At 44.5% G+C, this 16260-nt stretch carries 22 protein-coding genes; all 22 read right to left on the reverse strand.

Translation table 11 applies throughout. The features are described 5' to 3' along the window. Position 1 precedes the first annotated feature (1 nt). On the reverse strand, positions 2–439 hold the full coding sequence (sicP, locus tag L5M37_RS21425; RefSeq protein ID WP_219252139.1) for a chaperone SicP: 438 nt from the start codon (positions 437–439) through the stop codon (positions 2–4). 295 nt (positions 440–734) lie between these two features. Next, the gene (locus L5M37_RS21430; RefSeq protein ID WP_028761714.1) at positions 735–1763 is read right to left on the reverse strand and encodes a TyeA family type III secretion system gatekeeper subunit; all 1029 of its coding nucleotides are present in this window, start codon (positions 1761–1763) and stop codon (positions 735–737) included. Between the two features lie 10 nt (positions 1764–1773). Next, positions 1774–2427 carry a type III secretion protein gene (locus L5M37_RS21435; protein ID WP_012197150.1) on the reverse strand — a complete coding sequence of 218 codons (654 nt, stop codon included), beginning with the start codon at positions 2425–2427 and terminating at the stop codon, positions 1774–1776. Continuing rightward, positions 2424–3104, reverse strand: coding sequence for a type III secretion system domain-containing protein (locus L5M37_RS21440; RefSeq protein WP_263201801.1), 681 nt, complete (start codon positions 3102–3104; stop codon positions 2424–2426). Before L5M37_RS21440 ends, L5M37_RS21435 begins: the two co-directional genes overlap by 4 nt. A 29-nt stretch (positions 3105–3133) precedes the next feature. Further along, entirely contained in the window at positions 3134–3853 is a 720-nt protein-coding gene (gene sctJ, locus L5M37_RS21445) for a type III secretion system inner membrane ring lipoprotein SctJ (protein WP_012197148.1), read from the reverse strand. Then, positions 3850–4191 (reverse strand): type III secretion system inner rod subunit SctI, encoded by a 342-nt coding sequence (sctI, locus tag L5M37_RS21450; protein WP_131525054.1) that lies wholly within the window; start codon positions 4189–4191, stop codon positions 3850–3852. Before sctI ends, sctJ begins: the two co-directional genes overlap by 4 nt. Continuing rightward, positions 4178–4492 (reverse strand): EscG/YscG/SsaH family type III secretion system needle protein co-chaperone, encoded by a 315-nt coding sequence (locus tag L5M37_RS21455; RefSeq protein WP_012197146.1) that lies wholly within the window; start codon positions 4490–4492, stop codon positions 4178–4180. Before L5M37_RS21455 ends, sctI begins: the two co-directional genes overlap by 14 nt. Before the next feature lie 25 nt (positions 4493–4517). Then, a complete protein-coding gene (gene sctF, locus L5M37_RS21460) occupies positions 4518–4733 on the reverse strand; it encodes a type III secretion system needle filament subunit SctF (protein ID WP_012197145.1) in 216 nt (71 codons plus the stop codon). A gap of 9 nt (positions 4734–4742) precedes the next feature. Continuing rightward, positions 4743–5441 (reverse strand): helix-turn-helix domain-containing protein, encoded by a 699-nt coding sequence (locus L5M37_RS21465; protein WP_012197144.1) that lies wholly within the window; start codon positions 5439–5441, stop codon positions 4743–4745. Between the two features lie 214 nt (positions 5442–5655). Beyond that, positions 5656–6357 (reverse strand): hypothetical protein, encoded by a 702-nt coding sequence (locus tag L5M37_RS21470; protein ID WP_263201802.1) that lies wholly within the window; start codon positions 6355–6357, stop codon positions 5656–5658. 39 nt (positions 6358–6396) lie between these two features. Next, positions 6397–7524: a hypothetical protein gene (locus L5M37_RS21475; protein ID WP_263201803.1), complete on the reverse strand. Its 1128-nt coding sequence runs from the start codon at positions 7522–7524 to the stop codon at positions 6397–6399. 47 nt (positions 7525–7571) lie between these two features. Continuing rightward, entirely contained in the window at positions 7572–8051 is a 480-nt protein-coding gene (locus L5M37_RS21480; RefSeq protein ID WP_263201804.1) for a SycD/LcrH family type III secretion system chaperone, read from the reverse strand. A 207-nt stretch (positions 8052–8258) separates the two neighbouring features. Next, positions 8259–9884 (reverse strand): hypothetical protein, encoded by a 1626-nt coding sequence (locus L5M37_RS21485; RefSeq protein ID WP_263201805.1) that lies wholly within the window; start codon positions 9882–9884, stop codon positions 8259–8261. Between the two features lie 48 nt (positions 9885–9932). Further along, a complete protein-coding gene (locus L5M37_RS21490; protein WP_173246826.1) occupies positions 9933–10316 on the reverse strand; it encodes a secretion protein in 384 nt (127 codons plus the stop codon). 63 nt (positions 10317–10379) lie between these two features. Next, positions 10380–10982, reverse strand: a complete 603-nt coding sequence (locus L5M37_RS21495) for a pathogenicity island effector protein (RefSeq protein ID WP_028759295.1) — start codon at positions 10980–10982, stop codon at positions 10380–10382. 12 nt (positions 10983–10994) lie between these two features. After that, complete coding sequence (locus L5M37_RS21500; protein ID WP_168826763.1) at positions 10995–12449, reverse strand: type III secretion system translocon protein; 1455 nt, start codon at positions 12447–12449, stop codon at positions 10995–10997. Further along, entirely contained in the window at positions 12439–12909 is a 471-nt protein-coding gene (locus L5M37_RS21505) for a SycD/LcrH family type III secretion system chaperone (RefSeq protein WP_028759293.1), read from the reverse strand. The genes L5M37_RS21500 and L5M37_RS21505 overlap by 11 nt, the downstream gene beginning before the upstream one ends. A gap of 10 nt (positions 12910–12919) precedes the next feature. Then, entirely contained in the window at positions 12920–13720 is an 801-nt protein-coding gene (locus L5M37_RS21510) for a secretion protein EspA (protein ID WP_263201806.1), read from the reverse strand. A gap of 37 nt (positions 13721–13757) precedes the next feature. Beyond that, positions 13758–14333: a secretion protein EspA gene (locus L5M37_RS21515; RefSeq protein ID WP_006081435.1), complete on the reverse strand. Its 576-nt coding sequence runs from the start codon at positions 14331–14333 to the stop codon at positions 13758–13760. Between the two features lie 47 nt (positions 14334–14380). Further along, positions 14381–14749: a hypothetical protein gene (locus tag L5M37_RS21520; protein WP_168826759.1), complete on the reverse strand. Its 369-nt coding sequence runs from the start codon at positions 14747–14749 to the stop codon at positions 14381–14383. A 104-nt stretch (positions 14750–14853) separates the two neighbouring features. Continuing rightward, positions 14854–15045: a hypothetical protein gene (locus L5M37_RS21525; protein ID WP_131525043.1), complete on the reverse strand. Its 192-nt coding sequence runs from the start codon at positions 15043–15045 to the stop codon at positions 14854–14856. 8 nt (positions 15046–15053) lie between these two features. Beyond that, a complete protein-coding gene (sctD, locus tag L5M37_RS21530; RefSeq protein ID WP_168826756.1) occupies positions 15054–16259 on the reverse strand; it encodes a type III secretion system inner membrane ring subunit SctD in 1206 nt (401 codons plus the stop codon). Between the last annotated feature and the right edge of the window lies 1 nt (position 16260).

Raw genomic sequence — 16260 nt, forward strand, 5'->3', positions numbered from 1 at the left:
ATTATTGTCCCCCCGCACTAAGATTTATGGTATTTATTGATGAGGTTGTCCCAGTCATTTCGGTTTCAACATGGCTCTGCAGAGCTTGATACGTGTCGACTAAGTCACCGAGAAATTCGCTGAGCAGGGGGGAACTGGCTGGCATAGGAACAAATGTTAAATATAACAAAGCATCGGACTGAGGCTCATAGCAGATGCAGCCCTTACCTTGTTCGGCAAGTTTGAGATTCAATTGCAAACAAGCTTGCCAATAGTGGTTTTCAGTCAGCTGCGGCTTCTGAGCGAGCATGCAATAAAAGGTCCATTGCGCATCGCCGTAACGTATAGAGATCATTAATTTTTGATCTAGCATTAGCAGACATTGTCCATTAGCATCAAACACTAATGGTAAGCCGAGTGCTTGGCCGAGCTGAGCTAATAATTGGTCATGTACATTCATCTAGCGTCCCCCTCAATTGGTGAAAGTGTGACCTTGATGAAAGTTTGTCCTGAGTCAGGAAGAATGAATATCAGGTGTACACCTGAGACTAGTCGAGTTCTAACTTAAATACCTGTTGTATTACGGGCCAATATCGAGTCTTATGCGGCAAAAAAAAATCTCGCAGGTCAATCAAGCAACCATGCGTCAGCGACTGGACTGTATAGGTATTGCATATGGTCTGAATGTAGATCTTTCCTGTAATATCATCATAGTTGCCTGAGTTCTGCGTTACGCTAACATTAACAGATGCTCATTATTCCTGATCACACCAGTCATCAAGTAAGCCCAACATGGCCTCTTCAATATGTTCTTTCTGTTCTGGATCGCGAAAACATGCCAGAGGAATAATACTCAGCAGTTCCCGCCAGCGCCGCAGAAATCCCAATCGTCTTGCTGGCATTAAAGGTAATAGTCGTATTTGTTCATCTATCCATTGGGGATACACCCAAGCTTGTTCTGTCAGTTGTAACGTGACTTTTAACACTTGTTCACCATCAAGCTGAGTCGCACGGGCGAGCATATAGCAATGTTCCTCTATCGTAAGAAAAATAAGCAATCGACGTAAGTCATCTACCGCTGCTGCTATCTTGACCATGTTTCTCCCGCTGTGCTGATCGCTCAGAGGTTCAGATAGTGCTCTAAGCAACACACGGATCCGCTTACGGCGGTCAGGAAGATGCTGAAGTAATTCAAACCATTTGGCTAGGCCGGCATCGCCTCGAACCGCTTGTTGATAAAGTTGTTGCAAGGCTTGCAGACCAGCATGATCGAGTGCAACGCCTTCAAGGGCGGCAAATAATGCTATTTCAGCTCCTTCTTGCGAGAGTAATTCTGTCAGTAATTTGCGTAGCTTATTATGGGCGGATTGACCTAATTTTCCTGACATGACTAGCGCCATCATTAATAGCATCATGTTACCGCTGTCTAAACCCAATTGTTTAAGTTGCGAGAGGATCTCATCACCATCGCCTAAGCTCGCAAACTGTTCGGCCAGTTTATTGACTGTGCTTGCTTGCGTGTCTCCTAGTTGTTGCAGTAACTGCTCGAGTGCTGTAAATCGGGGATCTGTTGGCTCTTTACCTGAGGTTAACTTTTTCAAATGGCTGCTTAATCCGAGACTTAATCCTTCCATGGTCTCTTCCAATGCTTCAGAACGCACTTCCGCTAATTCTGCGGCCGCCATGTCTGTTACATTGTTTGCCGGAAACACTTGTCCATGGGTTTCGTTAACACTCGCTGTGTTATGAAAATCCACTGCGTTGGCACCATCGATACGCACCATAATAAGCTCCTTAGCCAACGCCCTTTAATGGTTCGGGGACAAACGCCGCCAGTAATTGCTGTAAGTGTTCATTAAGATCAATTTTAGCTGTCATAGTCGAAGAACTTAATTCGGCCTGTCCAGAGACTAACTCCGCTGATACTTGCACTGTCATACGGCCATCGAATGCCTTGGCTAGCGCGGCAAAATCATCATTTGAAACCAGCAGTGTTAAGGCACCTTGCCCTACTCGTTCACAGACTTGATCGGATAACCGTTTGATTAGAAATGCAGACAACTCATGTTCTTGCATCCAAGTCGTCAGCACTTTTTTAATTTGCTCGGCAATATTGGCATGTAATTTATCGGTAAGCGATTGAATTAACTGGGCTTCGTTATAATGCCAGCTAATGGCCTCATCGATGGCCACAGCTTTAGCTTGCTGTTGCCACTGTGCGCTAAGCGCTTGGGCATCCTGTTGTGCTTGCTCTAGTATCTGCTCACTACGAGTTTGCGCGGCATCGCGTTGACGGCGGGCTTTTTTGAGTGCTTTGGCAATTCGCGTACGAACTAAGTGTTCCATATCCGCTAACTCACTCGCCCGATGTAACGCTGTGGCGCTGATCAAATGATGCCCTTCACGACGGAGCTCGCAAGGGCGTACCTCAATTAAAAATGGGTTCATAGTAGTCGCTCCAATCTCATTAACCAGCGAGGAATATCTAAGGAAATAGGTGCTAGAGAGTCCGCTTTACATGGCAATGTTGCTTGCACAGGTAAGGTCAAGGCTAATGCCCGCCAGAACGGTTTGTTTCCCCATAATTGTCCTATCAGAGTAATAGCGCAGGCCTGGGCTACGCCAACTAACTCTGCCGCAGTCACTTCGTCTCGATAGGCATATGTTGTAAGTTGGGGCCTCTGGGGCCACAAATTCCAAATTTGTTGAATTTGTGCTTGGCTTAACTCTTGATGCAAGGCATCACGATATTCACGTAATGACACATAATCAGGGCGGTTGAGGAGAAAGAGCCCCAACGCCGTCACTATGGCACTGAGTTTATGCCGGCAGGCTAACAGGTTAGCCTCGAGCTCATTAAATTCCTTTGGTAAATCTTGACCTGCCAAACCATAACGGGAAACCACAACTGCTTCGATTCGCAGCGCTAATCGGGTACCCGCTTGATACTGTGCCTGCCAAAGAGTTAATTGTAATTCTTGCCACCAGCTCGGATGCATAGTCGCAACAGGTTGCCAAACGAGACGATTGAAGGCCAATAATGCTGGTGATACAACTCGATTTAACTTGTTTTGGCCAGTAGCTTCGACCCGTATTAGTGGTTGATTAGGGGTCAAGTCCTCCATAGTTCCTCCAGAAACAACAATTATTATGGTTACTTACGTCTCATCCACCACATACCGCCTATGCTGAGTAGCATTATTCCAGATAAGCTGATCACTAATGGTAACTTGTACGCTTCGACCTGGGCTAAAAATTGAGATGAACTACTGCTAGTCGGCTGGGTAATTGCTTGATAGCGATAACTCGCAGCTTGCAAAAAGACACTGATATTGTCGTAACTCAGTCCTGGAACGGCATTCTGCACTAAGCTCTTAATCTGATTTTCCGTATTTGTTAAGTTAGCCTGAGGTGAATATTTAATGTATACGGAGGCCGACTTAGTCAGTGCAATCTGACGCCCTGAGTCGGGTGCAGGTTCAGCAATAGACACCCTAGCGCTAATCACCCCATCCATACTCGACAAGGTACGCTCAAGTTGTTGCTCTTTTAGATAACCCATTTTCGCTTCCTCTTGGGCGGGTGAAGTCACTAACTGACCCGAAGGGAACAAATCCTCGATATTGGCATAATGAGGTTTAGGAAAGCCATTTTGCCTCAGTAATTCAACGGCATTGATAAATTGATCTTTATCTATTTTTAAGGACACATTACCTGATTTTTGATCCGCTTCAGCACTGGCATCTATGTGATTAAGCATCAACAGGGCGACCATTTGATTCGCTTCATCTTGTGGAAGATCTCGATAGAGATCGACTTTGCATCCAGTCAATGCGAAGACGAGCAACAATATTGACCATTTAAAATGTTTCATTGCATATTCACCAATTTGTTTATGGATTGGGAGACGGCGCCCGCAGTCTTTGCCGCCAGATCGACCTCAACTATGGCTTTACCCATCAAGAGCTGTCCGCCTAACATGGCCTCTGGAGAGGGTGAGTGGCCGACTCCGTGACTTTCAGCACTCTGTATCACACCTTGTAATGAACCCGAAGCCTGTGGCTGAGTTGCTATGTTCACCGCCTGACTTATATCCGATCCCCCTAATTGCATTAATTGTGAAAACTGGCTTGCTAAGTTAGGGTCTGCTTCTGTGGTTTTGCTGGCTTGCTGGGTGACTTTAGCAAGCTGACTTAGGCTATGAATTTCCATTGGAACCTCCACGTAACATCTGTGAAATAATTTCACTCCGCCCAGCTGTTGGGCCTGAACCTGAAAATAAAAATCTTAATCCTTGGGCAGCTTCAGTCTGACAAGAAGCTAATTCCCTTAATGCTTTAGTATTTTCATTTAAACCAAAGTAAATAAGGCTGGCACAAATATGTCTGTCTTCATCATCGCTAATCAGTTGAGGAAAAATGGCTAGCAAAGCATAGGCTTGCGATGTTAGACCATGGTTTGAGGCGGCAATGGCAGCCTCTACTAACAGTTGTTTATCGGCACTGGTTAACATAATTTATCCTTGCAATCGAAGGGGGTTAAATCTTAGAAATGATCCCTTGGATCATGTCTTTAATCGCTTTTATCATGGCACTCTCATAGCCGACAAAGTTAGAGTATTGCTGCATGGCAAATTGGGCTTTGATCATCTTGTCGGGATCGGTCAAATCGCCTGCAGACATCTTGGCCTGTACCTCTTGAGCTGAGCGCGTCGATAGCTGAGACAATTGATTAACTATGGCACTTAAGTCCATGGGACCTCCTTATACAAAGGTTGCACGCAGTACGGTTGGGCTGCATAAATAACGTTTCTTAAACGATTCGGTAAAATGTGCGTGATTACTAAAACCACTATCTAAGGCAATATCGGCGACTTTTTTCTCTGTCACTATCAGTTGCTGACGGGCATAACTTAAGCGCCGTTCTAACAACCATTGCTTTGCCGATACACCATAGTTTTTATAAAACAAGAAATTGAGTCGGCGTACTTCAATGCCTAAATTTTCGGCAAAGCGTGTGACTGGCCAAGGTTGCATAAAATTGCCCTCAAGATAGCTCAGCATCTTGTCGTTATGGGCTAAGAAATAACGCATTAAACCGGAAAAGTAACGGTTATCCATGCCAAGACAGTACATAAAAATAAACTTAATCAATAAATTATGATTACCTTTCAACTGTTCAATGACATTGCTTAACTCATCAAATACAGGGAGTATTTTTGTTGATTCAGGTTGAAATCGATTCATCTCAGCACTCGGGCCAATCAGATCGGCAATTTCGTGAAATAATGCGTGTAGCTCACCTGGATAACAAAAGATGCTCATCCAATTGTCACGACTCAAAGCAGAAGCTGTTGCCTCCTCAGTGGTTACAACTAACTGATTACTGCCGACCGCTAGATTTTCACCCTGATAGTGGATTTTCCCTGGCTGTCGAAACAAAATTATTTGTATTGCACTCATATGGATTAACCCTTACTGCAAACTATGATTCATTGTGAAACGCGAGCGGATAGGTTGACATCAGGTGTTAACCTGAGATCTGAATTCGCTTAAATGCAGCTGCGTCAACAACGACTTATGAGAAACTAACCCGTGGGATAAGAATCGAAGGAACGACTGAAAAAGAAAACGATTGATACACTAGCCAGCATCCTTGCTGACGGTCCGTAATGACTCAGACTAAGCCACTGCGTAATGCATTAAGATCTTGACCCCGTTGAACTTGTTTATGAATTAGCAGGAGGTCATACACTTTATGGTCAATTTGTGCAGAACTAAAACTATGGCCCTCTTTTCCGTATAACCCCTTTTTTTCAATATGTTTATCGACGACCCGATTCATTTTCTCGGTCAAACAATGGAGTGTTTTTAAGACTAACCTATCTCTAACTGCGGTCATTATTGCGGGATCTACGTGTTCTACTCGATCGAGATGTACTCTATCGACTAGGACCCTTGCAGCGCTCTCAAGGACACTCTTGCCTGCACTGTGTCTATCGATTTCGAGCATAGTAGCGATATCAGCCAGTACCTGTTTGTTCACCTTAGGACTCGCAAGATAACTGCCATGCTGGATCAATTTGTCTAACTTTAGGGCTGCATAGCATAAGATGTGCTGCTTAGCGGCATCTTGCTTATCAGCTTGCGTTCCCAGGGCATTAAACGCAGATTTACATGCTTTTGCCACCACAGTATCCCCGTCTCTGCTAAGCCATAGTGCATCAGATAATTGCGTAATGTGTTGGTCTTTAATCGCTTGTCTTTGAGTTATCGCTTGATCTGGCGATAACCGAATTGCTTGCCTTGCGTTCTCTGAGGGAGAAAAACGGCCTAACCCAGTCGCTATGCTAGCGTTAAAGGCGTTACTGCTTAACATATTGTCTCCTCGCTATATTGTTTAAGGACTGTTATTGATTTAGCTAAAGCTATTATTTCTAGCTCTCGCAGGCTGTAATTCTGCCAATTGCTGCTGTAGCATTTGTAGCTGCTGCATCACGCCTGATAGTTGAACGTTGGATTTATCGAAGCGTGACTGTAGTTGCTCAAATTGATTTTGACTCTGCAGTAGCAATCCCTCTTTCTCTGCAAGTTGTTGCTGTAATGTTTGATTAGTTCCTCTGAATCGCTCACTCTGTTTCATACGGATTTCGGCATCAAATTGCGCCGTTTTTTCATTGGCTTGGCTCTCTTTCAGTGCTAACTGCACCTCACTGAGTTTCATATTACCTTGCTGTGTAAGGGCAGAGGCTTGTAACTGACGCAGTTGGTATGCTTTTACGCTAGACACTTCTGCTTCGAATGATTTATTTTGAGAAGTACCTTTTAACTTATCCAGTACCTTGGTCGAGGTATGGTTCACTAAACCGATAACCCCTTCTACGACAGGTTCGGCGCTTCTACGGGCCATATTCACCATATTAACTGTGCCAGCAATATGCGCGGGAAGAGAGGGAGGAGATACCACCGCACTCCATAAAGTGCCTACTGCTAGCGTAACTCTTGAGCTAATGGAAACGGCTTTGCCCCACCACTGTGCTCTATCATCATTTACCCCCATCTTGCTTAACAAGAGATTTAGCGCATTAGCAATGGAATCACTGCCCATGGCGAGTCCTTCTCCTCCAGCCGCTTTACTACGCCAGTCAGCAAAAGCACAACCCGCGTCGGCGACCGCTAAGGTAAAAGCAACGCCAGAGGCTATCAATAAGGGAACCCCTGCCCCCCCCGTGAGTATTGTGGCAGCGATAGACACGCCAAGCGCAATACCAGCAAAAGCCACCGAAGTGAGCTTACTAAAAAAGCCGGACTTGGCCAGATCTACCCCCACTTTTTTAGCCTCATCGGCAGCCACTTTAGCTTCATCCCGAGTCAGTTGTGCCTTGGATTGAATATCAGTGACCTTACCGTCGACTTCAGAGCTCAGGGGCACTTGTTTGGGATCAAAGCTGCCTAATTGTGTTTTTAACAAGGCGCGGGCCGAACTGACTAAATCTAAACTACTTAAAGTCGGGGATGATAAAGGAACATGTGTTAACTCATTCATAATAAACCTCTTTCAATAATATAAATGAAGATTGCAAATCCTATTGTCTATTGATTATTGAGAGCACTAAGCAATTGCTGTGCTTGCTCCCCCACAAAATGGTGCTCTGGCTTACTGTAGCTCTGTGAGATGGCCATCTGTAACGCTTCGATTGCCGAGGCGTCATCATCTAAGCTCAGAAAGCACTGCGCAATGCGAAAACTCGCGTCGGGAGAGCAAGCATCCATCACGAGTGCATAACCATAGAAGGTCAAGGCATGCTGGTATTCACCTAGCCAATGTAGGCAAGACCCCAGTCCAAGATGAAAACGTCTATCCCAAGGCTGATGCATGACCAAATAGGTAAAATCGACAATCGCTGCTGCGGGTAAGCCTGCCTGATATTTACTCGTACCTGATAGGTAAATTAGCTCGAGATCTTGACTCGTTAAGCCAGCTTGCTCAGCTAAGGTCTGTTGTTCGACTAAGGCTAACTTGCAGGCTGCTTCAAGCTTTTCAAAATCTAATTCAATCTCTTTATTTATCATTTGAGGTGCCTTTAGCGGTTCAATTTAAATGCATTTACGGGGATCCACTCGACAATGCGAAAATTTATCCATTAGTATGAAAAAAAGATGATGCTCATTCGTTTTTTGCTAGGTAAATGTTCACGAATAAGTGTCTTAAATCGGATTGCTATCCTGTATCTGAATAACGAGAAAATCGTAAACTATCCGATTGAATGCCTTATCTACTTAAAATTTCGGCAAGTCTCCTGTGGTATGGAGTGTGATAGGTGCTAGGTCTCGGCCCTGAGCATTATATTGGCTATCTAACGCGGTGCGATCCTCAGGGTGCTGAAGATCATAGCTTTTACCATTTTGTCCATCGACCAAAAAACATTTACCCGAATCGAAGTGAAAAAAATTCATGGCATGGGAATCTTTTCCCCCACTGACAGGGACAGTGACTATGGCTCGCTTTCCTTGAGGCAAGGCGCTAAATAATAACGATGAGACAGACTGTTCAGGCGATAACCCTATCGTTTGGCTCTGAGCCGTAACTTGACTGATAACACCCGCTCTCGTGTCTATCGCTTCCCAAAACTTGAGCGGAACGACGCTATCATTTTGTCGAGCCAACATGAGTCCCATATTGACATCGACAGCCTTAGCGCATGTTATACAATTACGTAATGCAATCGCACCTGAGTTGCGTCCAACAAGGTAGTCGAACGCGTTCTGCATGCCTCCGTGAAATTTATACGGGTTAGCTTTAGTCGCGAGATAATGCAGGCCTTCATTGATATCCAACTGAAGTAATTTATAACAGTTATCACCTATGGTGGTGGTTTGGTGCTGCCCTATACCTTGGTAGAATGTAGCTTCATCGGCATAAACATCCGCTTGGGATTCGCCAAGATTAATATCCTCATCGCATAAAACAAAATCATCGAAATTGTCTAGTTGCGGTGCATCTTTGGGGGCGGGTAAACCATAAAGAGCCCCTAAATTGGTATTACCTACTTTGGCCTGATATAGCACTCGTATTAGCCCTTCATCCTCCATGCCATGAGCAGTAACGTAATTAAGTAATTCGTAACGAGATGGTGTGACGGCATAACGCAGAAAATTATCCTCACAGCTCATAAAACCTTTAGCCACCAAGTCGCCAATATTTTTATAATCATTTGAAGATAAAGCATTTTTAAGTAAACCGCCGCGAAATTCACCATTTGTTTCAGCGCGATTAGAAAAGGTCCACTGAAGATCGCCAAATTGAGCGACAAAGGTCGCAGCTTCGCTATCATTAGGGAGAATTCCAGTAAACTTTTCGCTGCTAAAGCGAGGATCTGTCAAGCTATTTCGCAAGGCTTGTTGTACAGCTTGATTGTCAGACATACATTGAATATTGCCTTCAATATACTTTTCCAGCGTGAGTGAAGAGGCCATTTTTCGTAAGTCATCACTGGCCGTTATTGTGGTTTTCACTGCGGCAACTTGATAGAAATGTGTGTCTATATCGCGGTTATCCGTTTGATAAATTGTACGGCCACCAATACTTAGCAACATCCGCCATTGCTCACCATTGTCGCCTAAAGCTAATTTAAATTTGGTTTGATGTTGATCGACCGCTAAATTACGTAATGCACAAAACCTTTGTGCCACTTGGGAAGGAGTGAGCACGCCAGGCTGGGTTACTTGCTGATATAGAGCTTGTATCGCTTCGAGTTTCACGCCACCACGAAACCAATCAAGAATTTTGTCCAGTAAGCCCATTTTCCCCGCTTCATCTAAAGTGTTGGCGGTGAGAACCCGCTCTAAGCGGCTCTCGTTAAAGTGATAGGTATGTTGCCTACCTAATGCGACTTCGACAGTCATAATCTTTACCTCTTAATTGACCATGCTCATGAACGGCTTTTGTTTGCCCTAGTACACCAACCAAGTCTCGCCATTCTGATTAACTTCCTTGGCGCCTTGTTTGAGCAATACCTCTCTCAGTGCCTGACGAGCGAGACGTTGTGCAGGCCTACCTGCATCATGGATTACCATGCCGCGGATCTGCTGAATATCCGGCAGACTTCGCCTTAAATCACGTAATTGTTCCACTAACTGTAAAACCGCACTGCTGACCCCCGAAGTATTGCCTTTACTGCAAAAGTCACAAATGGTCAGGGTGTTTTCGTCGACGCGATACACCATCGACCAATGGGGACTATCCCAACATTTTCCCCATTCAAACTGGCTGTTTTCAAAATAAGCAGGACTGACTGTCACCCCTTGACGGGCAAGATATTGACTTACACTATCCATATTGATCTCCTTAGTGTTAGGCCGGTTCGACCTAACACTTAATGATGTTGAATAGAAGCACTGCTAGTTATGTACTGCCGAGCTAATGCGGCCGTGCAATTCGACGAGCTCTTTGATCAAGGAGCGCATCTGCTCTGAAATTTGCTTTGCTTTATCATTCAGATCATTAACACCCTTGATATAGCTCTGGGCGTTACTCGCCTTAAAATCACCGATAGTGCGCTCTAGTTCAGCCTCTTTGCTTATATTGGCACCGACCACTTTGCCTGTGCCTTCAATCCCTTTGCTAAACGCCCCACTCATGTGAGTCGCAGCATCGCCAAACTTGCCCGATAACCCAACCCCTGCCATACCTATCACGCCTCCGGCGATTTCTAATACACCAGTCCAGATACTCGCTTCGCAGGCCTTATCAATGGCGGAACGTTTATCGTCCATAGAGGCAATTTGTACGTCCCAACCGAGTTGTTGCTGCTTAACGTTGTAGTCCTGTAATACGTTGCGTAATTTTTTAAACATCTCGGCCAATTTCAGCATAAGATCATTAATTTGCGAGATAGCATCCATACCGTCACTGGCACAGTTGTCATTCAGTTGATCAGTCTTGTCTGTGTTAACGGGCGCTGGAGTGTGGCCTTGGCCCGAAATAATGTTGATATCTGTCATGGTAAACCTCACTTATACTGTTGAACCTGCGATACGGGCTTGTAGTGCGCCACTCTGACTGATCGCCTTACTGGCACCGTCTAAGCTGTCGCCTTGTTTTTCAATCAGATCTTTTACAGTTTTCATTTGCTGTTCTTTAGCTTTGTCGTACCACTCGTAGCAAAACTCTAAGAAATTCTGTTTTAAAATCAGTTCTTCAATTTGCTTTTGCAGTTTGGCTTTCTCAACGGCTATGCTGCCATCGGTAATCGCTTTTCCTGCACCAGCGGTCGCACGGATCACATCTAAGGTCGTAAAAGTACATGCCTTGATTGCCGTTTTAATCACTTCATGGCTAACCTCTTTCACCACTTGCTTAGTGATTTCCTCGGCAGTGACCTGGACGCCTTTCTTAATAGCCTGTTTGCCGACTTCTTCGACAGATCGAGTCACGAGTTGCTCAATCGCCTCTTTACTGAAGGCATCCATCAGACCACTGGCAAGTTTACGTCCCCCCTGTTCAGCGGCTTCTTTTAAACCCTTGCCTAAGTTGGCCATAACCTGGTCAGTAACTTGTTCGGCAACTTGCTTACCAACTTCTTTCGCGACATTAGTGACCGCTTCGGTAGAACCTTTAGTAATACCATCAACGAGTTTAGGAGCCGCTTCCTTCATCGCCGTTTCTGTACCTTTGGCAATTGAACGTGTCGCTGAAATTGCCCGACCTGCTTGGAAGATATCCAGTGCCATGCCCACTATTTCGCAACCTAATTGCACTTTGCCTGCCACATCAATTACGCTCTGGCATTTATCTTTATCTGCCCCACATAAGATGGCGGTTTCTGCTGCGGCTTTAACCATGCCAGCAACCCCTGCAGCGAGATAGGCAGCACCTCCGGCAATTTCTAATGCGCCCCCCGCAACATCACCAACCGCACAGCGTAAGGCGCCTTCGACCAACTTAATTACACCGTAAATGGCCTCAACCGCTCCGACAATCCAGTCGAAAATGGCTCCGAAAATTCCACCCTTGTGGGCCTTATCAGCTTGCTCGATGGCTTTTGCCAGTTGCTCTTGATATTCCTTCACCTTTTTATCGCGCAGGAACTCTTGAGTATCGGTCATTATCTTGCTAGCTTTCATGGCCGAGCTTGCTGTGTCTGCGAAGGTCGAAATACTGAGATTCGCAGCCATCATGACCATGGAATCCATGGACGCTTTTTCTAATGAATTCAATGATCCCAATCCACCAACAGTGCCCGTCTTAGGATCTGGGGTAAAAAAGGGCGTTAAAATACGCTGCAATGCCCTTTGTGCATCTTTCATTGTGACTGGACCTTGATGCTGATCTTTATGCTCAGTTTGAGTGAGCGTCACAGGCATGGACCAGTCGGGCAAACTTGCTTTGCTAACAGCATGCGCCTGGGCGCTAGCATAATTGGCCGACACATTCTCAGGGCCTCTTTCTGTCACACTGTTAATTGACATGGGAATTCTCCTTAGCGAGTGTGGCTAGCCCGCGCTGTGCACTGGCGGCAATCCCTGTGCTCTCGGGGTGGCCTTCACACCAACGTAGACTGGCGTTAAAGCTTCTCTGGGCATAATCATGGTTACCTAACGCCAAGTAACTCAAACCAGCATGGTAAGCGGGTAACGGATTATCGACTTTGATCATCCCTGCCCGGCCCAAACAGAAAATGGCCTCTTCATGTTCGTGTAACTGCTGGCAGCATATTCCTAGAGAAAAGCAGTAGTCGTAATTCCATTGGTCTATGCGCATTAAGAGGTAAAAGATCCGCTTCGCCCCCTGTTGATCACGGCAAGCCATTAACTGCAACGCGTATTGGTACAACACATTCAAGTCACTTTGCTCGACGTCAGCCAACATACGCAGTGAGCCTCCCCGTTGCAGAAAGTGTTCAATTACTTCAAATTCTTCCTGTTTCATAACTGACTCCCTAACGGACATTTTGGGCGATGGATTTATTCATCTCGGCCAACATGGTCTGCATGCTATTGAGTAAACTGACGGTCACGTTATAGGTCTGCATAATTTTCTGCAGTTGCAATTGTGACTGGGAGACAAAGTCAGAGGCACGATTTGAGACCGATTCCAAAGCCGATTTCACCGCTTGCAACTTACCTTTATCTAGACCTCCAGCAGCGCCAAGGGCATTGGCAATCTGTTGCATATGTACCTTACTGATGCTTTGCCATGATTGCTGTCCGACTTCGGGAAGACCCCAGATATAATCACAACAACGCTGACCATCGACCTTGATGCCGTGTTCATCCATATAACTGATCACATCTTGCCAACTCGCCGATTGCATTCCTTCTGGTCCAGCAGCGGCAATTTTGTCTAGTAACTTTTTCAAATAAACAGCGGAGGGATCATTGTGGCTAAGATAAGCAGAGATGCTCATGCCATCAACTTCAAAGCCATTGTCACTCATATACTTAACGACATCAGCAGGCAGATTTACCGTGGCTTTATCCCCTTGCTTCGCGACTTGAGCTATCGCCTCATCGACGCGATTCGCCATGTCTTGAGCTTGGCGCGACACATTGGCCTTTTGCTGCATTTGGCCATACTTAGCATCGGCCAGTTCTGACAACAAATTCATAAACATATAAAGTACTGCAATACCTCCAGAGAGCACTGAATCTCCGCGAGACGCTATCTGAGCTTTCACCTCATCCGACGCTTGACTGTTGGTAATACTGGTACCTTGAGTTGCTACATTTGTAATTTCCACAATGATTACCTCCAACAAAAAACGATATCGCACTAAATTAACGAATGTTTTGTGCAATCGACTTGTTCATCTCCGCTAGCATGGTTTGCATACTGTTTAATAAACTGACGGTAACGTTGTAAGTCTGCATAATTTTTTGCAGCTGTAGCTGAGATTGTGAAACGAAGTCAGAGGCACGGTTAGATACAGATTCCAACGCCGCTTTCACCGCCTGTAACTTACCTTTATCTAACCCTTTACCGTCGGGGTCATTCTTGGCCAGGTACTTATCGATGGTCATACCATCTATGGTGAAACCATTGTCATGCATGTATTTCACGACATCATCAGGAAGTTTACCTACGGCTTTATCACCATCTTTGGAGACGTTTGCAATGACCTCATCAACCTGATTTGCCATATCTTGCGCTTGACGAGAAACATCAGCTTTTTGCTGCATTTGACTGTATTTGGCATCGGCTAATTCAGAAAGCAGATTCATAAACATATATAAGACTGCAATTCCCCCTGAGAGTACTGAATCACCGCGTGAAGCAATTTGATTTTTGACACTTTCAGGTTGTTGAGAGTTAATAATGCTAGTGCCTTGATTACCTACATTTGAAATATCCATAATAACACCTCATTGATTATTTAAATTAAGCATGATTTTTATTGAACTTACATATAACTTCTAACTTTTTTAACCTTGTCAATCACCTTTTCTTTAGAAGTTGAGTCAATATCATTATCAACCTCGCCAGATTCTATTTTACCTAACAAATTAAATTGTGTTTCGAGACTTTTGAAATGATGTTCCAATTCACTGACTTTATTCATAACAGTATTTTGCTGTAATTCAAATCCACCAGGGAATGCATTCTTTAACTTAATCAGCTTAGCTAATGCTTCAGGATCCCTATCAGAACGTTCAACTAGAAGATTTATTTCTTCTTGTAGCGCTTGAAATTCTTTAATATGTTCTCCAAGTGCTGCTTTACGTTGCTGAAGATCTTGCATAACTGATTTTATATCACTGAACATATCCATAACTAACTCCTTGACTTATATATTAATACTATTATGTATTGAAGATACCTAAAAACGATGGGAATAAAACAAAACTGGTCAAACCACTAGATTAAAATTTAAAGCTATTTTTTATAACGTGAAAAAAGTGTGTCTATAACTATTTCTGCCGCATTGATAGCTTCATCTAACAATGGAATTGTTCCACTATTACCAGATAAGATATTACTGCGCATTTTAGCTAGTCTATTATGGTAAGCCTCCTGTTTGTAATTATGTGATTTAATATCATCCTCAAGCTGTGTAATTCTTGACATAATGCCTCCTAAAAAATAAGTGGTACATGAATTAACTCACCGGCTCTACTGAGATCTAATCCATGAATGTTCATATACTCCACGACATAACCATTATCTAATTTGCTACCCGTTGATAACCGAACACCACTCGATAACTCTATGAATGGAGACTGAGCATTACCACCATAGGTCACCACAGAAGCATTAAATAAATGATTAAGTTCGTTTTGTACTGGAATATTTTGAAATACTAACTTCAATCCATTGGCATGCGTTGGTTCTAATCCTTGCGCAACAGTCATAATCTGTTGCTGTTGTTGTTCACTGACTTTACCTGTCATGACGATGGCATCATTGATCCGCTCTATCATGAGACCAACCAGTAAATTTTTGTTTCGCAATGCGGAGATTAACGGTTTGAGCTGACTGTCAACCTGATTGCTAACTTGCCAATTAACAAGTCCGGGCAAGTTATTCAAGCTAGACACCGCTTTATCCCAGCGCTCCCCTGACTGAATGGCGCCTGAGATAATGACATTGCTGGGCTCACTACCTAAGGTCACAAGGGCATTGGCAAATCCATTTTGGACTAAGACATCTTTGACATTACGTATCAACTGATCGCCACAAGTGGTCTGCTCTATAAATAAAATACCTTGTCCTTTGATATCACCGAGAAACTGCGCCATACGTTGTGAATCTTGGCAAAAGCCGCTCAGTGTCACCACGCCATCTTTTGACCAATGGGCTTGAACTCCGTTTAAACCGTCGGTTTGCAGCTGCTGCGATAACCATTGTGCTTGTGTCAACTCGGCGATAGGCATCTTTGCAGGAGCTAATAACACTGTCGCTAATAGCACCATAGAGAGCATTGAAACTGTCGCCAGTAACCACCACGACTTCTTTGCCTTTGTTTGAAAATGTGATGGTATTGCCTGTTGCTGTAATTCATCGGTGCAATGGCCTAAGAGGATACCCACACCAGCGAGTTCAATAACTTGCCCCAATGGCAACATATTGACTTCGCTTATAGGCTGTCCAGCTATCCAAGTCGGTACCCAAGACTGCAGCCGAACCCCCGCTTCATCGATCAATAAATCCACTTGTTCTACGTGTTCAAGTGTGGCTAACACATCACCATCGGGTCCGATGCTTAAGTTACCAAGAGGCAAAGATAGCTCTCGTCCTTGCAATGGACCGTTTAACCATAAGAGCTTGTATCCTGAAGACATA

It is taken from the genome of Shewanella sp. SM69, from assembly GCF_025653985.1.
Taxonomy (GTDB): Bacteria; Pseudomonadota; Gammaproteobacteria; order Enterobacterales; family Shewanellaceae; genus Shewanella; species Shewanella oncorhynchi.